Here is a 22428-nt window from a genome sequence, read left to right as displayed (position 1 = left end):
ATCTGGCCCAAAGGTTACCTCGGTCACACTACCGATGGGTAACTAGTCCACAGAGGTGTCGTCGGTCGGGTGCAGATAGCCCCGGATGAACCGGCCGAAGAGGACGCGAGAGACCACCATCAGCGTGATCCCGACGGCGATGCAGCACCACATCAAGATGGTCGTCGGACCCGAGGTGCGCCCGGTCGCGACGAGCAGCGCGAGGAGCAACCCCATCGCCAGGAGCAACCCGCCGAACGCGCCGGTGCACATCAGCATCAACTTGGGGAAGACCGCGTCGACCGAGAACAGCGTCCGGGGTGGTTTAGCTGCCACGTCGCCATCGTCGCAGGTCTACCGTCGAGCCATGGCCAGTCCGTCCACCGAGGTCACCGCGGGCGAGCACGAGATCCGCATCTCCAACCCTGATCGCGTCTACTTCCCGTTGCGCGGCGAGACGAAACTGGATCTCGCGAAGTACTACCTGTCGGTCTCCGACGGCATCGTGCGCGCATTGCGCGACCGGCCGTGCATGCTGCACCGCTTCCCGACCGGAGTGAGTGGCGAGAAGGTGCACCAGAAGCGGCTGCCCCGGGGCGCGCCGCCGTGGGTGGAGACGGTGCAGATCCACTTCCCACGTTGGAACCGCACCGCCGACGAGTTGTGTGTCACCTCGATCGCCGACGTGATCTGGGCCGTTCAGATGTCGACCGTGGAGTTCCATCCGTGGAACAGTCGCCGCTTCGACGTCGAAGCGCCCGACGAGTGGCGCATCGACCTGGACCCGATGCCGGACTGCCCGTTCTCCCGCGTACGCCGCGTGGCCGCCGTGGCGCACGAAGTGCTGTCCGAGTTGGGCATCGAGGGCTATCCCAAGACCTCCGGGGGCAACGGACTGCACATCTACGTGCGGATCCGCCCGGACTGGGGATTTGCTGACGTACGCCGCGCCGCCCTGGCCTTCGGTCGGGAGGTCGAGCGTCGGGCCCCTTCCGAGACGACCACGACGTGGTGGCGGAAGGACCGGCCCTCGGATGTCGTCTTCATCGACTACAACCAGAACGCCCGCGATCACACGATGGCTGCGGCCTATTCGGTGCGCGGCAATCCGCGGGGCACGGTGTCGGCACCGCTGCTGTGGGCAGAGGTCGACGAGGCCGAACCGGACGATTTCACCATCGCCACAATGCCCTCACGCTATGCAGCGGTCGGTGACCTGACCGCGGGAATCGACGACACGGCGTACGGGCTGGAGACGTTGCTGGACTGGGCGCAGCGGGACGAGGCGGCGGGCGCTGAGCCGCCAGCAGACGACGAGGATGGGTCAGCGACATAACAGATCGGTTATGCTGTTGTGATGGCTCTCGAAGGTGCCCTGATCCGTGAGGCGCGCCGCCGCGCAGGCCTCACCCAACGGGAACTCGCGGACCTCGCCGGGACCACCCAATCCGGTGTCGCCCGTTGGGAATCCGGGCGCACCCACCCGAGCCTGAGCGACGTACGGCGACTGGTCCGGTTGTGCGGTCTGGACCTCGAGGTCTCCCTCGTTCCCTACGACGGCAGCGACCTTGCCCAGGCCGAACGCCTGCGCAACCTCAGCCCGCAGGAACGGCTGGAACGACATCAGCGGGTGAGTTCGCAGCTGCGGGCGGTGCGCGATGCGTGAACTCGATCTGGCCGCTCTCCTGGCGGTGCTACGGACCCACGATGTTGACTTCGTCCTGATCGGCGGGATCGCTGCCGTCGCGCATGGCTCACCGTTCCCTACGGAGGACGTGGACATCACGCCCAGCCACCTACACTCGAGCCATGAGCCTGTGCTCCGGCGCCGACCCCCACGGCGCGGCCGAAACCGCTGACGCGCACAGCCACGACGGACACTCGCACGCCATCTCCGCCGACGCCGACCGCCGCTACCTGTGGATCGCCCTCGGCCTTCTGGCCACCTTTATGGTCGGCGAGGTCATCACGGCGTTCATTTCCGGATCGCTCGCCCTGCTTTCGGACGCGGCTCACATGCTCTCCGACGTGGCTGCCATCGGGGCGGCGCTGTGGGCGATGCACCTGGCCGCCCAACCGGCCCGCGGCAAGTGGACGTTCGGCTGGAAACGCGCCGAGATCCTGTCAGCCGCTGGCAACGGCATCACGCTGCTCGTGCTTGCCGCGGTCCTCGGGATCGAGGCGATCCGCCGGCTGATCGACCCGCCGGAAGTGACCGGTGGGCTGGTGTTGGTGGTGGCGCTGATCGGCATGGTCGTCAACATCGCGGCCGCCGCCGCCATGGCCCGCGCCAATCGCAGCAGCCTGAACGTCGAAGGCGCCTACCAGCACGTCCTGACTGATCTTTATGGCTTCATCGGTACGGCGATCGCAGCCCTGATCATCCTGCTCACCGGGTGGATGCGGGCCGACGCCGTCGCCTCCCTGGTGGTCGTCGCCCTGATGTTGCGCGCCGGTTGGGCGCTCACCCGCGATAGCGGCCGGGTGCTGATGGAGGCCGCGCCCAGCGAGGTCGACCTGCGCGACGTCACCGCTCATCTGCTGGAGCCGGAGCACGTGGTCAGCGTCCACGACCTGCACGTCTGGACGGTTACCTCGAGCCTGCCGGCCCTCTCCGCGCATGTCGTCGTGGAGGACGAGTGCTTCACCGATGGGCACTCCGCACGGCTGCTGGATGAATTGCAGGCCTGCATCGCTGGCCACTTTGACGTCGAGCACTCCACCTTCCAACTCGAACCGGTCAGCCACGCCTCCCACGAGTCGTCCGCCCACGCGCACTAGCGAGATGACCGGGACCGCCCAGCTCGATCCGTGGGGAGAGGACCAGCCGCTCACCCGGCGCGGCTGGATCATCGACATCCTCATCGGCCTGGTCCCGATCGCGATCACCGCGCTCAACGAACTGCACTCCTGGCCCGCGGCGATCCTGCTCGGTGTCGCCCTCGCGATCCGTCGCCGCTGGCTTGCGGCCAGCGTGGCCCTGGCGATCGTCGCCGCCATCTGGCAGGTGGTCGACGGCGACATCAACTACGTCGCCGACCTGGGCTACGCCCTGATCGCCTTTCGCCTGGGCGCGCACCGGGATCGCGCCGTACGTCGATTCGGCCTGATCGCCTGCACTATCGCGGTCCTGGTGGCGGCCGGGTGGATCACCATCCAGGGCGGCGCTGAGCCGGCGGTCGCCACCGACCTGACCCACCGGTTGATCGCGGGCGCGATCATGGGTGGCCTGACCGCGCTGGTCGTCTTCGGCGGGTGGGTGACCGGCTACCTGCGCTACCAGCGCCGCGAGGTGATCCGCGAGCGGGTGGGCCTGGAGTTGCAGAGTGCGGAGGAACGCCGGCTGCGCGACCTGGTCACCCAGCAGCAGCAGCGCATCGCGATCGCCTCGGACATGCACGACGTCGTTGCCCACTCGTGGGCCGTCGTGGCCGCTCAGGCCGATGGCGCCCGCTATCTGTTGCGCACCGATCCGGACCGCGCGGAGGAAGCGCTGTCGGTGATCGGGGAGACCGCCCGCTCCGCCATGACCGACATCCGTGGCCTGCTCAGCCGGTTGCGGGACGATGACTCCGATGCGCCGCTGACGCTGGACCAGCCGGCCGCGCTGATCCAGCGCCTGCGCGACGCGGGAGTGAGCCTGGAGGTGACCCAGGAAGGTACGCCGAGTGCGGACCCCCAGCTCACGGCCACTGCCAGCCGGGTCCTGACCGAGTCGTTGACCAACGCGCTCAAACACGGCGATCTGCGCACTCCGGTGCGGGTGCGCGAAGACTGGAGCGACGGGTACCGGTTGAGCGTGACCAATGCTGCGGGGGCCCGGCCGGTCGGTACCGGTGGGCATGGCCTGCGGGGGATGCAGGAGCGGGTGATTGCTGCGGGCGGCATGATGCGTGCGGAACCTGCCGACGCCGGAACCCGTTGGCAGGTGGACGTTTTCATCCCGGAGGACAAGTGGTGACGATCCGCGTTGCCCTGGTGGACGATCAGGCGCTCTTTCGGGCCGGCATCGCCATGGTGATTTCCTCGCAGGACGACTTGTCGGTTGTCGGCGAAGCGGGCGACGGCAGCGAGGTGCCATCGCTCGTGCGCAGTGCGCAACCGGATGTGATCGTGATGGACGTGCGGATGCCGCGCGTGGATGGGGTGACCGCGACCCGGACCCTGCAGGAGTCGATGGGTGCGGATGCCCCGAAGGTTCTGGTGCTGACGACCTTCGACGAGGACGAGTCGGCGGTGGCGGCGATCGAAGCCGGCGCCAGCGGGTTCGTCCTGAAATCAGCGGAACCCGAGATGTTGCTGGCCTCGATCCGCTCAGTCGCGGCGGGCAATCAGGTGGTCGCTGCCGGTGCCACCCGCGCGTTGTTCGCCCGCTTCCGGGGGCGCAGCGCCCACCCTGGTCCGGAGTACGACTCACTCACCGCCCGGGAGCGCGAGATCCTGCTGCAGGCCGCGAAGGGCCTGTCGAACGCGGAGATCGCCGCCGCCGAATTCCTTTCGGAGGCAACGGTGAAGACGCACATCTCGCGCATCCTGACCAAGCTGGGTGCGCGCGATCGCGTGCAACTGGTCGTCTATGCGTATGAGCACGGATTGGCTACTTGAGCGAGGCGAGCTACTTCGTTGAGCGATCGGGAACATGTCCCGACTTCAGCGAATCACGCATTTCTAGTGCTCTGGCCCGCGCCTCGGCCATCGTCGGGAAGGGCTCTGCGAACACGAGCTTCTTTCGCATCTGCCGCTTGCGTTGGTAGCTGTAGACCCTTGCTTCGTACGGGGGTTCATTTGCCACTCCATAGGTGATCCCTGCAACGATCCCCGCTGGGACTCCCGCCAGTCCCTCACCCGCCTCGATAAGCCAGCCGGGAAAACGTTGTGGAACAGCGGCAACGACGTACCAGTTGCCGTCGGGCAGCGGCCCCATCCGCTGACCGTCGCCGCGGGGGCCGCCAGAGAAGTATGGGTCATCGTCATCAACTAACCCATCCATGGACCGCCCTTTCGTCGATCAGCTGCTGATGTACATCCTGCGATGTAGGCAGAACCCTCCCACAGGCCGACGCGCGATGAGGCCGCCGCTTCCTAACGTCGTGGGTATGACCGAACAACTACCCCCTGTCCTGTGGATGCGCAACGTCGATCGCTGGTACGGCGATGGACCCAGTGCCGTCCCCGCCCTCACCGACATCAGCCTCGACATCGCGCCCAGCCAGTTCACCGCCATCATGGGTCCGTCCGGCTCCGGCAAGTCCACGCTGCTGAACATCGCTGCAGGACTGGACAATCCGAGCAAGGGCCAGGTGTGGCTGGCCGGTCAGCCCTTCCACGAACTGTCCGACGACCGGCGCACCCAACTGCGCCGCGACCACATCGGCTTCGTCTTCCAGGCGTTCAACCTGGTCCCGACGCTGACCGTCCGCGAGAACATCCTGCTGCCCTTCGACCTGGCTGGGCGCACGCCAAGCGAGCAGGACCGCGAGCGCATCGACTACCTGACGCAGACGCTGGGTCTCAAGGAGCGCATCACCCACCGTCCCGCGGAGTTGTCCGGCGGTCAGCAGCAGCGCGTCGCGATCGCCCGGGCACTCGCCGTACGCCCCCACCTGGTCATCGCCGACGAACCCACCGGCAACCTGGACACCCGCACCTCCCGAGAAGTATTGGCGCTGTTGCGTGCTGCCGCCCAGGAGCATCACCAGACGATCCTGATGGTCACCCACGATCCGGTCGCCGCGTCGTACGCCGATCGCATCCTTGTCGTCGCCGACGGGCGGATCGCGGGCGACTACCCGGCGATGCCCGCAACGGAGATCGCCCGGCTGATGGTGAACCTGGAGGTTGGTGCAGCGTGAATAGGGAACTCGTCCTTGGCTCCGGTCGCGACCTCGGCACGATCGGATTGGTCGCTGCCCTCTGCGGCCTGTACGCCGGTGTATTGGTCTCTGCCAGTGCGGTATTGGCGACCCTCGGCAACGACCCGGGCAGGCTCGGCTTCACCCTGCAGATCGCCTCGTTGGTGTTCAACCTCGTCGCGATCTACGTGGCAGCGGTCGTCATCACCAACGCGGTCGACACGGTCCTGGCCGGACGGTTGCGGCAGTTGGCGCTGCTGCGATTGCTCGGCGCCCGCTCAGCCGACCTGCGCAAGGTGGTGATGCGATCCACCGGCCTGATCGGCCTGCTGGCTGCCCTCGGGGGAGCGGCCCTCGGGGTCGCCATCACCGCCGTCGCGCGGGTCGTGTTGGTGGCACGCGGCACGCTCCCGTCGCACGACTATCCGCTGACCAGCAGCTTCCTGATCGTCCCGGTCCTCATCATCGCGATCGTGGCGCTGGTGTGTGGCTGGCTCGGGTCCCGCCGCGTCCTGACCGTGACACCGGCTGAAGCGATGACCGGAGTATCCGCCCCTTCGGCGGCGACCCGCCGCGAGTCCCGGCTGCGCAAGGCCTTCGCCGTACTCACGATGGCCGCCGGCGTTGTCTTCCTGCTCGGCGCCGCCTGGACCGGCGAGCACTACGCGGGCTACGGCTTCCTGCTCGCCTTCCTCGGCGCCGCCACCTTCGCGACCGGCTTGCTGATCGGTGCGCGGTACGTCGTGCCCGGGCTGGTCAGCGCCGCCGGACGAGCGCTGGGCGAAACTCCCGCCAGCCGCATCGCCCGTCGTAACGCGGTCCTCGACCCGCAGCGCACCACCCGCTCCACGATGGGTCTGGTCATCGGTGTGGCAATCGTCACCACCATCGCGTCCGGGATGGGCGCTCTGCAGCAGGCCGTCGACGGCTGGACCCAACTCACACCCGCCGACCGGGAGCTAGCCCATCAGTTGCTCAGTGCGATCGGTGCCGTGATGACGGGCATCGTGGTGGTGTCCTGCGTCATCTCGGTGATCGGATTCATCTCGACGATGTCCCTCACGGTGATCCAGAGGCGCCGGGAGATCGGTCTGCTGCGAGCCGTCGGTTTCACCGGCACCCAGATCCGCTCGATGATCACCCGCGAATCAGCGGCCCTCGCCGGGACCGCGGTCCTCTTCGGACTGATCCTGGGGGTGATCTTCGGCTCGATCGGAGCACAGTCGGTCATCGGCTTCCAGACCAACGGCTTCGTGTGGGGCACGCCCTGGGCATTCCTCGGCACCGTTGCCGCGGTCGGTGTCGCGCTGGTCCTGGTGTCCGCACTGCCCCCAGCCCGCCGCGCAACGAGCGTTCCCGTCGTCGCAGCCCTCCGCATCGACGGCTGACTATCTTGGCGTCCATGGGGCTCCTGCGAGATGTGCACTTCTGGCCGCTGGCCGGACCAGAGGCGGAGCCCTGGGATCCTGATGAACCGAACTGCGACGCTTTCGTACGAACCTCGCGACGGGTGTGCGAGCGCTATAGCGACGCTCTGCGAAAGGCCGAGTTGTCGAACCGGTCGAGCAGTGTGCGGTTCTTCGTCGGGCAGGGCGAACCCGGCGATGTCGAGGTGGCCATGTCGGTCGATCCGAGCGACAGCGAGTCCGGCAGGGTGACGCTGCCACCGGCAGCGACCACGTTGGACGCGGGCTATCGCGCAGCACTAGTCCTGGAAACTGTGCACGGCGGCATGATGCGCCTCGGCCAGGCGCGAGGTTGGGATCCCGAGCGGCTGAACGAGGCGCACGCCGCAGTGATCGCTCACCGCTTCGAGTTCTCTTGGGATAGTCCCTGGAAGACATCGCGGACCCGGAAGCACAAGGCGCGCCTTCGGTTCAGCCTGCAGGACAACGGTTTCGGCATCGCCATCCTCGAGGTGACCGACGTCAAGACAGCCCAGGTCCTCCGTTCGGAGGCAGTCCCCAGCTTCAGCACGATCGAAGGCTTCCAACGCTCAGCTCGGACGTTGCGATGGGCAGGTGCCGAGAGCGTCGAGGCGGTGCCGTGGGTAGGCCTGTTCGGCACACAAGCTGCGACGTCGCGCTGGTCTCTATCGCAGCTGACAGCGACCGAGCCCGACGTCGTGTGGCCACCGGAACCCACCGCTCCAGCAAAGCCTGTCGTTAGCTCCGGTCTGGGTTTATCCGTCATGGGCGTCGGTCGCTCAGCGCCGGAGCAGCCGCACGAGATCCGCTTCTGCGGTCACGGCTTAACCAATGGCATGCCGCGGGAGTACGAGCAGACCCTGGACCAGTTGCTTTGTCATGTCCAGGTTGACCCGGCCTGGGCGGACTGGTGGCGCAACTCGCCGGTCCGGTTGCTGGAGATCACCGGCACGTGGGACGGCGGCTTCGGCCCGCCGTTGCGGCAGTCCTACACAGTCCGGCGCTACGCACATCACATCACCGCGATCATTCAGCGCTCCACCGCGTCAATGCTCGACGGTGCGGAGGGTGTCGACCAGGCGCACCGCGATGTCACTGAGCTCCTAGCCCGCGTGCGCGAGCGGGCTGGGCTCGACCAACCGCCGCGACTTCCTCTTGACGGCTGACTTGTCCCACTGATTTTGGAGCGATCGACGATTCTGGAGCCGTTTGCTGCGGAAACTCCCTGCAGAACGTTGATCGCTCCAGAATCGTCGCGGTGAAACCCGCCAAGACTGCCCGCTTTGCGGACCCTGCCGCGTCGGCGGCGCTAGCGGTGAAAGACTGAGCCCGCTGCCGCCGTACGACGCCAGGAGGATCGCGTGACCCTTCGCCGGGGGGATCTGGCCCCACCGCCGCGGACGCTGGTCGACATCTTCACCGAGACCGCCGCCGAGTGCCCCGACTCCCCCGCGATCGACAGCGGCAACACGGTCCTCACCTACGCCGAACTCCTCGAGACCGCCTCCGCGCTGGCCGAACAGCTCGCGCAGGCCGGCATCGGACCCGGCGACCGGATCGGCATCCGGATCAACTCCGGCACCACCGATCTCTACATCGCGATCATCGGCACTCTGCTGGCTGGCGCGGCGTACGTCCCGGTCGACGCCGACGATCCGGACGAGCGGGCCGTCACCGTCTTCGGCGAAGCAGGAGTCGCGGCCACGCTGACCGAGGACCTCGCCCTCACCGTCCTGCGCACCGCCGCACCCCGACCCGAGGTGCTCGCCCCCGCCGTCGAGGACGACGCCTGGGTCATCTTCACCTCGGGCTCGACGGGTCTGCCCAAGGGTGTCGCCGTCTCGCACCGCAACGCCGCCGCCTTCGTCGACGCCGAGTCCCGCCTCTTCCTGCAGGGTCACCCGATCGGCACCGACGACCGGGTGATGGCCGGGTTGTCGGTCGCGTTCGACGCGAGTTGCGAGGAGATGTGGCTGGCCTGGCGGTACGGCGCCTGCCTGGTCCCAGCGCCCCGCTCCTTGGTCCGTAGCGGCATGGATCTCGGCCCCTGGCTGGTCGCCAATGACATCACCATCGTGTCCACGGTCCCGACGCTGCTGGCCTTGTGGCCCGCGCGGGCCCTCGACAAGGTCCGGCTGCTGATCCTCGGTGGCGAGGCGTGCCCACCCGAACTCGGCGCCCGCTACGCCACCGCGACCCGGGAGATCTGGAACACCTACGGCCCGACCGAGGCCACCGTCGTCGCCTGCGCCGCGCAGCTGACCGCCGAAGGACCGGTCCGCATCGGCCTGCCCCTCGACGGTTGGGACCTGGAAGTCGTTGATGGTGAGGGCAATCCGGTCGCTGACGGCGAATCGGGTGAGCTGATCATCGGTGGCGTCGGCCTGGCCCGCTATCTGGATCCGGCCAAGGACGCCGAGAAGTACGCCGCGATGCCGACTCTGGGGTGGGACCGCGCCTACCGCTCGGGCGACGTCGTCATCAAGGACGAGGCCGGGCTGCTCTTCGCTGGTCGCGCTGACGACCAGATCAAACTCGGCGGTCGTCGGATTGAACTCGGCGAGGTCGACGCCGCCCTCACCGCACTGCCGGGGGTGGCCGGCGGCGCCGCTGCCGTTCGACAGACCGACGCCGGCGCAAAGATCCTCGTCGGATACATCACGCTGGCCAGCGATTTCGACCTATCGGCCGCGATGTCCCGGTTGCGCGCCGAACTGCCCGCGACCATGGTGCCGCGCCTCGCGCAGGTCGACACATTGCCCACACGCACCTCCGGCAAGATCGACCGGGACGCGTTGCCCTGGCCGGTCGCAACCCTGCGCGCGGAGTCCGACGGCACCGCTGAACTCACTCCTTCGCAGCAGCAGGTCGCCGACCAGTGGCTCGAAGTCCTCGGCGCCGTGGTCGGCTCCGCCAGCGACGACTTCTTCGATCTCGGCGGCGGATCGCTGTCGGCAGCACAGATCGTGTCCCGACTGCGAGAGACCTACCCGGAGATCACGGTCGCCGACGTCTATGACTACCCCACTGTCGAATCCCTTGCCACCCGGCTGGATTCGATGACCGCCAGCGCCCAGTTGCGCAGCAAACCGGTGCGACCGACCCCGCTGAAGTCACAGATCGGACAGCAACTCGCCCTCTTCGGAACCCGCTGGCTGGCCGGTCTGCGCTGGGCCGCCTGGCTGCTCCTCGGCTGCTGGCTGGCCGCCGGTCACGTGCCGATCGACGTACCCAAACCCTCCGGGTGGCTCGTCCTGGTGATGTGGGCACTCTTCCTCACTCCGATCGGCCGCATGGCGATCGCGGTCGGACTGATCCGGATCGTGCTGTTCGGCGTGAAGCCCGGCAACTACCCGCGCGGCGGCAAGGTCCACATGCGGTTGTGGCTGGCCGAGCGGATCGCCGACGAGACCGGCGCCACGAAACTCTCGGGTGCGCCGTGGATGCTCTGGTACGCAAGGGCTTTGGGCGCTCGCATTGGCCGCGACGCCGACCTGCACTCGATCCCGCCGGTGACCGGGATGCTGCACGTCGGTCGTGGCGCGTCGATCGAGCCGGAGGTCGACCTGTCCGGTCATTGGATGGACGGCGACCGCATCCACATCGGCCAGGTCACCGTCCGCCGCGACGCTCGGATCGGGACCCGCTCGATGCTCGTGCCCGGTTGTGACATCGGCCGACGCAGCGAGATCGCTCCGGGCTCAGGCGTTTTCGGAACCGTGCCCGCCGATCAGGCGTGGAGCGGTGCACCCGCCCGCCGCGTCGGCAAAGCCCGCGGCTCGTGGTCCGATGAGCACCCGCCGCACCGCCCCTGGTGGTCCGTCGCGTACGGCGTCCTGGCCATCGCGATCAGCCTCCTGCCCGTCGTAGCCACTGTGGCAGGTCTTGCCGTCGCAGTGGCTGTGGTCGGTGATCGCTCGCTAGCCGCGATGGCGGTCCCGGCATTGGTGGCCGGCGGCCTCACCGGCATCGTCGTGCTTGCGCTGCTCATCTGGTTGCTGGTCCGCTTCCTGGGCACCGGCGTCGCGGCCGGTCATCATCCGGTGCACTCCTGGCACGCCCTCGCGGCCTGGGGCACGCTGCGCACGATGGATGAGGCCCGCGGCTGGCTCTTCCCGATCTACTCCAGCGCGCTCACCCCCTCCTGGTTGCGGTCGCTGGGCGCGAAGATCGGTGACGAGGTCGAAGCGTCCACCGTGCTGATGATCCCGAAGCTCGTGACCGTCCGCGAGCGCGCGTTCCTCGCCGACGACACCCTCATCGGCCCCTATGAACTCGGCGGCGGCTGGTTGCGCACCGAGAAGTCGCGGGTCGGCAAGCGGGCCTTCGTGGGGAACTCGGGGATGACCGCCCCGGGACGCAAGGTGCCCAAGGAGGGGCTGGTCGCCGTACTCTCGGCCGCCCCCGGCCGCAAGGAGCACGCCTCGTCGGGCACCTCGTGGATCGGCAGTCCGCCCATGCAGCTGCGCCGGCACGCCGACGAGGCCGACTCCTCGCGCACCTACGCGCCCGCGACGCGCCTGAAGGTGGCCCGCTCCCTGGTCGAGGTCTGCCGCATCGTGCCGTGGCTGCTGGCGTTCGCCCTCGCCGCTGGAGTCGCACTGGGCGCGTGGGCGATCCAGCAGCACCTCGGCTGGGCGTGGGCGATCATCCTGCTCGGCCCGCTGCTCATGGTGGGCGGACTGGTTGCGGCCGCACTCGCCGTACTGGCCAAATGGGCGCTCATCGGTCGGGTGCGCGCGGGCGAGCACCCGCTGTGGAGTTCGTTCGTGTGGCGCAACGAGTTAGCCGACACGTTCGTGGAGATGTTGGCGGCGCCCTGGCTGGCCCGCTCGGTCGCCGGCACGCCGGTGCTGAACCTGTGGTTGCGCGCGATGGGTTCGCGGATCGGGCGGGGCGTGTGGTGTGAGACCTACTGGTTGCCGGAGACGGATCTGATCCGGCTGGGAGCCGGCGCGAGCGTGGGCCGCGGGTGCGTCGTACAGACCCATCTCTTCCACGATCGGGTGCTGTCACTGGACACTGTCGAACTCGCCGAGGGCGCCACGCTCGGGCCCCACGGGGTGATCCTGCCCGCCGCGCGACTCGGCCGGCACGCTACGGTCGGTCCGGTGTCATTGGTCATGCGTGGGGAATCCGTCCCGGACAAAACCCGGTGGGTCGGCAACCCGATCGGCCCCTGGGCGGAGGACTGATGCCTTCGGCTGACCCCTATCTGCCCGGTCACGGAGATACGACGTACGCCGTCACGGGCTACGACCTGGACCTCGACTACGCGATCGAGAACAACCATCTCTCCGGTCGCGCCACGCTGACGATCCGCGCGCTGCAGGACAACCTGCGCGACCTCACCCTCGATCTGCACGCGCTGAAGGTCGTCAAGATCACCGGGGTCAAACTCGAACGGCACCGCCACGACGGCAACCGGTTGCGGCTGCGCCTGGCCTCGCCGCTGCGGATCGATGACCGGGTCACGGTCACCATCACCTACCGCGGTGTGCCCAAGGTGGTGCGCGACAAGGTCGGTGAGGCCGGCTGGGAGGAACTCGACGACGGCGTCCTGGTCGCCGGGCAGCCCGGCGGCGCGCCGAGCTGGTTCCCGTGCAACGACCGGGCCAGCAACAAGGCCCCGTATCGCATCAGCGTCACCTGCAACTCGGCGTACTTTGTGGTCGCCAACGGCTCCCGCACCGCCGTGCGCCGGCACGGCTCGAAGACCACGTGGAGTTACGTGCAGACCGAGCCGATGGCGCCCTACCTGGCCACCGTGCAGATCGGCCGGTACGTCGAGCATGAGGTGACCGGCGGACCGACCCGGACGTACGCCGTGGTGCCGCCTTCGCTGCGTACGCGCTTTGATCGAGCGTTCGCGGACCAGACCGCGATGATGCAGTTGTTCACCCGCTGCTTCGGGCCCTACCCCTTCCCGTCGTATCGCATTGTCGTCACTGACGATTCGCTGGAAATCCCCCTCGAGGCGCAGTCGTTGTCAATCTTCGGCTCGAACCTGCTGGACCGCCGGTGGGACAGCCAGCGGTTGATCGCTCACGAGTTGGCCCACCAGTGGTTCGGCAACGCGGTCACGTTGGCACGGTTGCAGGACATCTGGTTGCACGAGGGCTTTGCGTGCTACAGCGAGTGGTTGTGGTCGCAGGAGTGCGGGCGCAGGTCGACGCAGGACGAGGCCGAGGTGCACTGGAAACAGTTGTCCGACAAGACTCCTCGCCATCTGCTGGCCGCTCCGGGCGCGGAGCACGTCTTCGATGACTGGGTCTACAAGCGCGGCGCGCTCACGGTGCACGCGATCCGGGCGGCGATCGGTGATGAGTCGTTCTTCGCGCTGCTAGCCGGGTGGATCGATCGGCACAAGGGCAGCAACGCCACCACGCAGGAGTTCGTGGAGTTTGCCCAGACGTTCACGGGTCACCCGGTCGGCCGGATCGTGGAGCCGTGGCTGTGCGAGTTGCCGCTCCCCCCGCTGCCCAAACTCTGAGAACCGACTAAGGCGCCATCGGGCGGCCCACGGTGGTGTTACTGCGCTCAGCCCGAATCGCCAGTCCTATTTCTGCCTTTTCTTGCGCACTAAGTAGGATGCAACGCAAAATACAAAAATCAATATGAACACTGGCCAGAAGATGACGTCGGGAATCAAGCTGTGCCCACCTGTATGACCAAAACTCTCCATGGTCATCTTCCTTCCGATCGAGTACCGAGATCGGATCGCGCAGGAGTGCTCCCCTGCCCACCAGCAACTCGGTTAGACCGAAGCTACCCGCATTCACCCTCAACGGTTCGGAGTTCCGCCGCACGCTGATCAACAATGGCCGAACGGGTATGCCCACCAGGAAAATCGCAGGATCTCGCATTAAAGCTCCGACAGCCCTCGGCCACTAGTACGCCCGTGCGGGTTGGCTTCCTGCGCGACTCAGGCCGGAACTGTTCGCACGTCGGTGTGGATGAAGTCGTCGCCTACGAAAAGCAGCGGCTCGTCACGCTCGACGGCCAGCGCGTAGGCGAAGCAGTCTCCGAAGTTGAGTTGGGCCGGATGTCCCGTGCCCTTGCCGAAGTCTCGATAGGCAGCGCGGGCGATATTGGCCTGCCGAACCGTCACATCTGTCACTTCAACCTGCCACGAGCGGAGCAGGTTATCGGCCCGCCGCGTGCCCGCAGGGCCACCTCGCCGATCAACGACGATGCCGAACTCGACGTAAGTAGCTGCGGAGATCAGTAGACTCGGCGCCGCCTCCGCAGTTGCAACGATCCGCTCCCAGCCAGCCTCGGCCTTAAGTACTGCAACGAGCGCCGAGGTATCGATGATCACGCCGGCAGACCGGTCTCGTCGTCATACAAGAAATCTGTCGACAAGTCCTTACCGGCACACATTGACTGAAGTTCGGCGATGAGTTCACTGGCCCGCTGCCGACGGGCTTCGGCCGATTGCTCAGCGTCAGTTCGGGCGAGGAACTCTTCCAGCGCGACTTCAATGGCACTGGTCTGCGTGCGGCCAGTGCGACGCGCCGCTTCCTTAGCGAGCTCGTGAACGCGCTCGTTCTTGATGTTCAACCCCATGGGTAGAAGTATACCTGTCTGTTCTACCCATGCTAGATACGACTTCAGTCGCGCACGTAGTGCCGCAAACGGGGGCGTAGACCCACGGCGCCGACCCCACTTGCGCAGGTTGTGCCGCAAGTGGGGTCGGGTCGCGTGATCGAGGGCTGTTAGTGGCCGACAGCCATCGGTACGGGCGCAGGTGCCGTCACTACGACCGGCAGCAACCGGCCCCGGCCCATGGACCGGCGGATGCGATCCAGTGAGGGCCGCAGCTGCGAGCGCGTCCGCCACAATCGCCACACCCCGGCCAGGTCGTCCTTGATTGTCTGCGGAATGTCGACGCGACTGTCCGGGTCGTCGTACCAGTCGACCGGGACCTCGTGCGTCCGCAACCCCGACCACTGCGCCAGCACGAGCAGCTCGGTGTCGAAGAACCACGTCGTGTCCTTCACCAGCGGCAGCAACTCACGAGCCACGTCGGCACGAATCGCCTTGAACCCGCACTGCGCGTCGGTGAATCGCACCCGCAGCACCGTGCGGAGCAACTGGTTGTAACCACGCGAGATGAACTCCCGCTTGGCACCTCGCACGACGTTCGCACCCCGCGCCAGCCGGCTGCCAATGGCCACATCGGAGTGACCGGCCATCAGCGAGGCGGTAAGTGGCGCAAGCGCATCCAGGTCCGTGGACAGATCCACGTCCATGTACGCCAGCACCAACGCGTCGGAGCTGAGCCAGGTCTGCTTCAGCGCGCGGCCGCGACCCTTCTGGTCCAGATGCACGACCCGCACTCCGGGCAATTCGTGCTGCACCTGGTGGGCGAGGTGCAAGGTCCCGTCGGTCGAGGCGTTGTCCGCGATGGTGATCCGGAAAGGGTAGGCGAACTGCTCGCTCAGGTACGCGTGCACCGTGCGAACACTGTCCGCGACCTGCTCCTGCTCGTTGTAGACCGGAATCACCACATCCAGCACGGTGACCCCACCGCCGATCGAATTGCTCTGTCGTTTCATCAGATTCACCTTTCGAAATCAGGTCGTCGAGGTGCTCGACGAACTGGTCGAGCTGCTGGACGTTGGCTGGGTCAGGTCGTAGAAGGTCGAGCCGCCAATGGTGACCTGCTTGAAGTTGGCCGCTACCCAGGTCGCGATCTCACTTCCGCTGCCCTGACCGGCTCCTGTCGAGGATCCGTAGAAGTAGTGGATCTTGCCTTCTGCGACGTACTGCTTGAACTGCGCCAGCGTCGGGCTAGGGTCGCTGCCGTTGAAGCCGCCGATCGCCATGACCGGCAACTGCGTCGCCAGTTGCAAACCGGCTGCGTTCTGGCTGCCGATGGCTGCCGCGACCCAGGTGTACTTGTCGGCGTTGGCCTGCAGCGCCGCGACGACCTCGGTGCTCGGGGTGCTGGAGTTGAGCAGTCCGCCCATCCCGCCACCGCCGGTCTGGATGCCGCCGCCGGTGCCACCCGTCGTACCGCCGGGTCCCTGCTGGGTCCCCGCGCCGCCGCCGGTGCCACCCGTCGTACCGCCAGGGGCCTGGCCCGTGGTTCCACCGGGAGCCTGCCCGGTGCCGCCCATCCCGCCGCGGCCACCACCGCCCATGCCACCCATACCGCCCGTGCTCGGGCCGGCGGTGACGATCGAGCCGGTGTGCGCCTCGCTGATCGTGGTCACGCTGTACGCCGCGGGGCCGGCCAGCCCGGCAACCAGCGCCCCAGCGAGAACCAGCGGAATCGCCCTGCGGTGCAACCAGTTCAGGGCCAGGATCAGGAACGCCGACGCCATGCCAACGGCCAGGATCCCGATCCGCAACCAATCGCCGTACGCCGTGGTGCGGCTCAGCAGGATGAAGGACCAGACGGCGGCGGCAGCGGTTGCCACCGACAGCGTGATCGAGCCGATGGGCGAGGTACGCCGCTCCCAGGCTTCGACCGCACCCATGCCGACCAGGGCGGCAATGGCCGGGGCAAGCGCCACGGTGTAGTAGTCGTGGAAGATGCCGGCCATGAAGGAGAAGGTCAGACCGGTAACGATCAGCCAACCGCCGAAGACCAGGTACGCGGCACGCCGCAGGTCCGTGCGGGGCTTGCGGCCGCGCAGGAAAAGTCCGACGCCGAGCAGGACCAGGGCTGAGGGGATCAGCCACGAGATCTGGCCGCCTGCGGTGTCACCGAACATCCGGAAGATGCCGGTGGAACCCCACATCCCGCCGCCGGTCCCGCCACCGCCGCCGCCCCCGCCGACCGAGCCGGTCTCGTTACCGGACAGGCGGCCAAAACCGTTGTAGCCGAAGGTCAACGAGAGGAACGAGTTGTCCTGGCTGCCGCCGATGTAGGGGCGCATGCTCGCCGGGGTGAGCTCGACGATGGCGACCCACCAACCGCCCGCGACGACCATTGCGGCGATCCCCGCAAGACAGCCGATGATCCGGCGACGCAGGGTGGTGTTCGCGCAGACGAGGAAGGCAATGCCGAGGAACGGCACGACGAGGAAGACCTGGAGCGTCTTGGTCAGGAAGCCGAAGCCGAGGAAGATCCCGACCCAGACCATCCACTTGATCGAGCCTTTCTCGATCGCGCGCATCGTTGCCCACGCAGCGAGGGTCATCAGCAGGACCAGCAGCGCGTCCGGGTTGTTGAACCGGAACATCAACACCGCGACCGGCGTCAACGCCATCACGACGCCGGCCAGCAGACCGCCCGCGGCACCGAAGTAACGCTTCACGGTGGCGTAGAGGACGCCGACGGTCGCGACACCCATCAGCACTTGCGGCATCAGGATCGCGAACGAGTTCAATCCGAAGACGCGTACCGACAGCGCCATGATCCACAGCGCGGCCGGTGGTTTGTCCACGGTGATGGAGTTCGCAGCGTCGGAGGATCCGAACAGGAAAGCCTGCCAGTTCGCCGAACCCGCCTGCACCGCAGCGGAATAGAAGGAGTTGGCCCAACCACTCGCGGTCAGGTTGATGAAGTAGAAGATGGCAGTGGCGGCGAGCAACGCCAGCAGCGCGGGCCGGGCCCAGCGAGGGTCTTCTTCAGGTCCGCGCACGAGGCGCGTCAGCCGGGAAGTGCGCGGGGCGGCCGGGTCAACGGCCTTCCGCGTCCAGAAGTGGGAGGACGTCGGGGCAGCGTGCTCGGTGCTGCGCAGCGTCGGGGTTGCGGTCTCCATGCCAACGACGGTGCCGGTGGAGTCTTTGACGTTCCTGTGACGGTCGTTATGGCCGCCGATGTGAGCCGCAGCACCGTGAATCCCGCTCTTGGCCATGAGCTACGGCGGCCACAGCGCCACCACAGGTCGTCGCGGTTACCTGACCGCAAGAGACCGTCCCCTAGTCACAGAGGATCACCCGTGAGTCACTCACAGTCCCCCGAGACGCCCGAACCGAATCCCCAGTCCCAGCCGGCCGCCCCGCAGCAGCCGTACGCCGCGCCGTACGTCCAGCCGAACGCTGGCCACTACGCCGCGCAGTACCCGCAGGCCGATCCGAATGCTCCGCAGTACTCAGCCCAGTACGTCCAGCCGGATCCGAACGCCCCGCAGTACGCCGCTGCGTACGTTCCGCCCGCAGCCAACGCCCCGCAGGGGCAACCGGCCGCGCAGACCGAACCGGCGGGCGATGGTCAGGGCAGCGGCTGGTCCGGCAAGAAGACCGCCGTGGTCGCTGCGTTGGCCATCGGCCTGTCCGCGACCGGCGCTATCGCTGCCGCGGCGGTCGTGCCCCAGGGCACGACGCAGAACCAGTTCGGCGGACGCGGCGGCGGCAACTTCCCCGGCGGTACCGGTGGATTCGGCGGCGGCACAGGCGGGTTCGGCGGCAGCCAGAACCAGCAGGGCCAGTCCAACCAGAACGGTCAGTCCAACCAGAACGGTCAGTCCAACCAGAACGGCCAGTCCAACCAGAACGGCCAGTCCAACCAGAACGGTCAGATCGGCCCGCAGAGCAACACCTGATCAGCCGATCGGCGTCCGGTCCCGTCGGGGCAGGAGCCGGGAGGCCGCGAGCAACTCGTCGGTCGAGACGAACTTCTCGCGCGGTCGGCCCGCCTTGCGGCCAGCCTTCTCCTCGCGGTCCAGCACGTGCAGGGCCCGGCGGGCGGACACCACATCGGTGCGACCGTTGACCAGGCGGCGGAAGGCTAACCAACCCATCGTGGGTTTGTTCAGCCGGCCGGCGTTCGCGTCCTCCAGCAGGGCGTTGACCGTCGACTCGGAATCGAGGCGGTTCTTGCCCAGCCCCCCGACGGCACCGCGCTTGGTCCAGCCGACGACGTACACACCCCCGATCGGCTGACCGGTGCCCGGGTCGACGACCCGACCGTCCTGTTGGGGGATCCGATGGGTGACCTCGTCGTAGGGCAGACCGGGTTGCGGAAGCACCCGGAAGCCATTGGCGAGAACGACGTTCGCCTGCCCGATGGTGAACTCCTGGGGTTCCATCCCGTCCCCGGCGGCCGCGTCCTGGGTGCGCCGCAGACTGACCTGCCCCTCGACGACCTGGGCGATGGTGGTGTCGAAACCAAGCACGATCCGTCGGCCCGGCACGGGTGGCGCGGTGAGGTCAATCGGCACCACGGGCAACGACGCCAGCACCTGGTGCCGGGCCTCCGTGAGTTCGGCGATCTCGTCGCGGATGCCGGGACGGTCCTCGATCACCACATCGCAGTTCGCGGTCTCGGGCAGCATCAGCAACTCGGGGCGGGTGAACGCCGCGAACTTCGGTGCCCGGCGACCGAGCACGACGACCTCGCGAACCTTGCTGTGCCGCAACTGTTCCAGCACACCGGCAGGCATGTCGGTGGTCTGCAGCGACTCGACCGGGGCCAGCAAAGTGCGGGCAACGTCGAGCGCCACGTTGCCGTTGCCGATGACGACGACGCGCTCCTTGTCCAGCGGCATCGCGAACGGCTCCACCCCGGGCTCACTGGGCCGACCGTTGTACCAACCGACGACATCGCCGGCGTGCACGACGGCCGGGTCCTGCTCCCCGACGAAACCGATCGTGTTGGCACCGCGGGCGCCGACCCCGTAGATCACCGCGTGGAACCGCTGGCGCAACTCGGCCAGGCTGATGTCCTTGCCGACCTCCACGTTGAAGTACGTCGAGGTGCGGGGATGCGCGTAGACCCACCGGAACGCACTGGCCATGGCTTTGGTGCTGCCGTGATCAGGCGCAACGCCCTCCCGCAGCAGGCCGCCGGGAATCGGCAGCCGCTCGAAAATCGCCACATCACACGTGGTGGTGGTCAACAGGTGCCGCGCCGTGTAGGAGGCAGCTGGCCCCGACCCGACGATCGCGACGCGCAACGGATCCCCGTCGGTGTCCATCGAGTGCGTGAACGACGGTGCACTCCAAACGGTTTCGTCGCGTGGCGTCTCGTAGAACTGTGCGTTGATGTCGATGAAGTTGCGGGCATCACCACGCAGGATGTCCGCCGGCACGATGGCCTTCACCGGGCAGGCATCCGCGCACGCGCCGCAGTCGATGCAGACGGCCGGATCGACGTACAACGTGTCAGTCGTGCCGAAGTCCGGCTCGTCGGGAGTCGGGTGGATGCAGTTGACGGGGCACACGGAGACGCACGAAGCATCCGCGCAGCAGGACTGCGTGATAACGAAAGCCATGGAATTTTCTGTTCGCGTGGATACGGGTCAGAGCATGTGCACGGCGCGGTACCACGGCGTGCTCACCGGCGTGATGAGCCGGCACTCGTTGAGGAAGTCCATCAGGTGGATGCAGGACAGCCGCATGAGGTTCTGGTGGTGGGTGTTGTGCTTCACCGCGTGCAGGGCTTCCTTGCGGTCCAACCCGACGTTCTCGTAGACGTCCTTGCTGACCAGGTTCTTCACGATGACGAAGGCGACGATGGCGATGGCCTTGGCCGCCAGCATTTGACGCGGCGCCCAGGTGCCTTCCATGCGTTCACGGATCTCGTGCCGGGCGAAGCCCATATGCCGGGCTTCCTCCACCACGTGGATCTTGCTGGTGGTGCGCACCTCATCGAGTACGTTCTCCCCCCGCATCCAGTCCCGCTGCATGACATCGAGGATCTCCTCGGCCACCAGGATGGCGCCGTAGGCGTTCTCACCGAAGGCGAGCGCCTTGAAGCCGCGGGCCAACTCCTTGGAGATCGGGTCCGGCTTGTAGTGCGGAACGCCGAGCTTCTCGCAGGTCTTGGCGAACATCAGCGAGTGCCGGCACTCATCAGCGATCTCCACGAGGGCGAAGCGGAACTCATCGCCCGAGGGGTCCTTCACGTACTGATCCCGCACGATCATCTGCTGCAGGATCATCTCGAACCAGATGCCGATCTGCATGATCGAGCCGACCTCGTGGCGAGTCAGCTCGATGCGCTGCTCCTCGGACATCTTGTCCCACAGCGGCGTCCCGTAGAGGGTGCTCCACTCCGGGTTCAGCCCGTACTTGGTGGGATCCAGCGGAGCCGCCCAGTCGATCTCCTTGTCGGGGTCGTAGGACAACTGCTCACTGGAACTGAGCAGACGCGCCAGGAAGTCATCGTCGTCAATGGAGGTCCGGAACTCGGTGGCCAGTGACATGGGCTTCTCCTCGGAGATCGAGAGCTGTGGAGCGGGATGCTGCAACGGAAATGTCGTGATCTGGATCACGTTTCTACCACTGTAGAAGATACGGATCGGTAACCGCCAGACCTAGACGGCGCAAAAGCCGCTGACCAGCACGGATGCGATCAGCGTTTCGCGCCGAGCGACTGCAGTTTGTCGATGATCGGGGGGACCGGAGTCTTCCCGGAGCCAACGCGACGACCCGCCTGGAGCATCAGCGCCTTGTAGACCAGGGGCGAGTAGCGCTTGCCGAAGTAGGCGATCTGCCCGTCAGGGTCGGTGATGACGATGAACTTGCCCTGCTTGACCTTCTTGTACGCCGCGGCCGCCACTTGCGCTGCACCGCGCGGCGCCTTGGTGATCAGGTTGACGGCGGTCTCCTGCATCTCCACGTCCTTGCCCTCCAGGGAGTGGTGCAGGTTCGTGCGGAAGAACGACGGGCAGATCGCCGAGACCGTGATCTTGTACGGCGCCAACTCCCAGCGGGCCGTCTCCGAGATCGCGACGATCCCGGCCTTGACGGCGTTGTAGGAAGCCATCGCCGGGGCGTGCACCAGCCCGGCCAGTGACGCGGTGTTGATGATCTGACCCGAATGCTGGGCCTTCATCAACGGCACGAAGGTGCGGATGCCGCGGACCGCGCCGAGCAGGTTGATGTCGACAATGCGCTTCCAGTTGTCCATCCCCTCGACATCGAGGCGGCCACCTGCTGCGATCCCGGCGTTGTTGACCAGGACGTCGATGCCGCCCCAGTTGGCTTCCATCCAGTTGCGGGCTTCCTCCCACTGCTCATCGCTGCGAATGTCGAGCTGGCGGTACTCGACACCCTGCGGCAGCACCCCCTCCGGCGCCTGCTCGTGCACGTCCCCGACCAGGACCCGGGCGCCATCGGCGGCGAAGAGCTTGGTCAGTTCGAGGCCGAGGCCGGAGCAACCGCCGGTCAGCAGGACGCGCGCGTCACGGTAGGAACGTTCCTTGGAGAAGAGAGCCATGCGCCGACTGTAGACGTGACCCGGGCCACATTTCTACTTCCGTAGAAAG

Annotated in this window: 20 protein-coding genes; 11 read left to right on the top strand and 9 right to left on the bottom strand. The window is 67.1% G+C overall.

Translation table 11 applies throughout. The annotated features are described in order from the left end of the window. Positions 1–42: 42 nt before the first annotated feature. On the bottom strand, positions 43–315 hold the full coding sequence (locus AZH51_RS15085) for a hypothetical protein (protein WP_291525672.1): 273 nt from the start codon (positions 313–315) through the stop codon (positions 43–45). A 31-nt stretch (positions 316–346) separates the two neighbouring features. Between AZH51_RS15085 and ligD the strand changes: the two genes are divergently transcribed. The 5 genes from ligD to AZH51_RS15060 all read left to right on the top strand — a co-directional run bounded on the left by ligD (position 347) and on the right by AZH51_RS15060 (position 4584). Beyond that, a complete protein-coding gene (gene ligD, locus AZH51_RS15080; protein WP_291525671.1) occupies positions 347–1315 on the top strand; it encodes a non-homologous end-joining DNA ligase in 969 nt (322 codons plus the stop codon). A gap of 21 nt (positions 1316–1336) precedes the next feature. After that, complete coding sequence (locus AZH51_RS15075) at positions 1337–1645, top strand: helix-turn-helix transcriptional regulator (RefSeq protein WP_291525670.1); 309 nt, start codon at positions 1337–1339, stop codon at positions 1643–1645. Positions 1646–1788: 143 nt separating this feature from the next. Beyond that, positions 1789–2760, top strand: coding sequence for a cation diffusion facilitator family transporter (locus AZH51_RS15070; protein ID WP_291525669.1), 972 nt, complete (start codon positions 1789–1791; stop codon positions 2758–2760). A 4-nt stretch (positions 2761–2764) separates the two neighbouring features. Beyond that, complete coding sequence (locus tag AZH51_RS15065; protein ID WP_291525668.1) at positions 2765–3940, top strand: histidine kinase; 1176 nt, start codon at positions 2765–2767, stop codon at positions 3938–3940. Further along, on the top strand, positions 3934–4584 hold the full coding sequence (locus AZH51_RS15060; protein WP_291525667.1) for a response regulator transcription factor: 651 nt from the start codon (positions 3934–3936) through the stop codon (positions 4582–4584). The genes AZH51_RS15065 and AZH51_RS15060 overlap by 7 nt, the downstream gene beginning before the upstream one ends. Before the next feature lie 10 nt (positions 4585–4594). Here the strand turns inward: AZH51_RS15060 and AZH51_RS15055 are convergent, their stop codons facing one another. Then, a complete protein-coding gene (locus AZH51_RS15055; RefSeq protein WP_291525666.1) occupies positions 4595–4903 on the bottom strand; it encodes a hypothetical protein in 309 nt (102 codons plus the stop codon). Positions 4904–5075: 172 nt separating this feature from the next. Between AZH51_RS15055 and AZH51_RS15050 the strand changes: the two genes are divergently transcribed. The 5 genes from AZH51_RS15050 (at position 5076) to AZH51_RS15030 (ending at position 13751) form a co-directional block, all read left to right on the top strand. Further along, a complete protein-coding gene (locus AZH51_RS15050; protein ID WP_291525665.1) occupies positions 5076–5831 on the top strand; it encodes an ABC transporter ATP-binding protein in 756 nt (251 codons plus the stop codon). After that, positions 5828–7219, top strand: a complete 1392-nt coding sequence (locus AZH51_RS15045) for an FtsX-like permease family protein (protein WP_291525664.1) — start codon at positions 5828–5830, stop codon at positions 7217–7219. The genes AZH51_RS15050 and AZH51_RS15045 overlap by 4 nt, the downstream gene beginning before the upstream one ends. A 14-nt stretch (positions 7220–7233) precedes the next feature. Further along, on the top strand, positions 7234–8424 hold the full coding sequence (locus tag AZH51_RS15040; RefSeq protein WP_291525663.1) for a hypothetical protein: 1191 nt from the start codon (positions 7234–7236) through the stop codon (positions 8422–8424). Between the two features lie 195 nt (positions 8425–8619). Continuing rightward, a complete protein-coding gene (locus AZH51_RS15035; protein ID WP_291525662.1) occupies positions 8620–12453 on the top strand; it encodes a Pls/PosA family non-ribosomal peptide synthetase in 3834 nt (1277 codons plus the stop codon). Then, complete coding sequence (locus AZH51_RS15030; RefSeq protein ID WP_291525661.1) at positions 12453–13751, top strand: M1 family metallopeptidase; 1299 nt, start codon at positions 12453–12455, stop codon at positions 13749–13751. Before AZH51_RS15035 ends, AZH51_RS15030 begins: the two co-directional genes overlap by 1 nt. A gap of 432 nt (positions 13752–14183) precedes the next feature. On the opposite strand, the gene AZH51_RS15025 is transcribed toward AZH51_RS15030, so the two are convergent. The 4 genes from AZH51_RS15025 to AZH51_RS15010 all read right to left on the bottom strand — a co-directional run bounded on the left by AZH51_RS15025 (position 14184) and on the right by AZH51_RS15010 (position 17976). Next, complete coding sequence (locus AZH51_RS15025; protein ID WP_291525660.1) at positions 14184–14579, bottom strand: type II toxin-antitoxin system VapC family toxin; 396 nt, start codon at positions 14577–14579, stop codon at positions 14184–14186. Beyond that, on the bottom strand, positions 14576–14827 hold the full coding sequence (locus AZH51_RS15020) for a type II toxin-antitoxin system VapB family antitoxin (protein WP_291525659.1): 252 nt from the start codon (positions 14825–14827) through the stop codon (positions 14576–14578). The genes AZH51_RS15025 and AZH51_RS15020 overlap by 4 nt, the downstream gene beginning before the upstream one ends. Positions 14828–14976: 149 nt before the next feature. Further along, on the bottom strand, positions 14977–15819 hold the full coding sequence (locus AZH51_RS15015; RefSeq protein ID WP_367188058.1) for a dolichyl-phosphate beta-glucosyltransferase: 843 nt from the start codon (positions 15817–15819) through the stop codon (positions 14977–14979). Between the two features lie 18 nt (positions 15820–15837). Continuing rightward, positions 15838–17976: a glycosyltransferase family 39 protein gene (locus AZH51_RS15010; protein WP_291525658.1), complete on the bottom strand. Its 2139-nt coding sequence runs from the start codon at positions 17974–17976 to the stop codon at positions 15838–15840. A 180-nt stretch (positions 17977–18156) separates the two neighbouring features. Here AZH51_RS15010 and AZH51_RS15005 point away from each other — a divergent pair, with 180 nt between their 5' ends. After that, entirely contained in the window at positions 18157–18759 is a 603-nt protein-coding gene (locus tag AZH51_RS15005) for a hypothetical protein (protein ID WP_291525657.1), read from the top strand. Here AZH51_RS15005 and AZH51_RS15000 read toward each other — a convergent pair whose 3' ends face one another. The 3 genes from AZH51_RS15000 to AZH51_RS14990 all read right to left on the bottom strand — a co-directional run bounded on the left by AZH51_RS15000 (position 18760) and on the right by AZH51_RS14990 (position 22379). Beyond that, positions 18760–20430, bottom strand: coding sequence for a 4Fe-4S binding protein (locus AZH51_RS15000; RefSeq protein ID WP_291525656.1), 1671 nt, complete (start codon positions 20428–20430; stop codon positions 18760–18762). 27 nt (positions 20431–20457) lie between these two features. Further along, complete coding sequence (locus AZH51_RS14995; RefSeq protein ID WP_291525655.1) at positions 20458–21432, bottom strand: diiron oxygenase; 975 nt, start codon at positions 21430–21432, stop codon at positions 20458–20460. Between the two features lie 80 nt (positions 21433–21512). Next, positions 21513–22379 carry an SDR family NAD(P)-dependent oxidoreductase gene (locus tag AZH51_RS14990; protein WP_291525654.1) on the bottom strand — a complete coding sequence of 289 codons (867 nt, stop codon included), beginning with the start codon at positions 22377–22379 and terminating at the stop codon, positions 21513–21515. Positions 22380–22428: the final 49 nt, after the last annotated feature.

The sequence above is a fragment of the Branchiibius sp. NY16-3462-2 genome (assembly GCF_001594145.1).
GTDB lineage: Bacteria > Actinomycetota > Actinomycetes > Actinomycetales > Dermatophilaceae > Branchiibius.
This window is presented reverse-complemented; position numbering and strand designations above follow the sequence as displayed.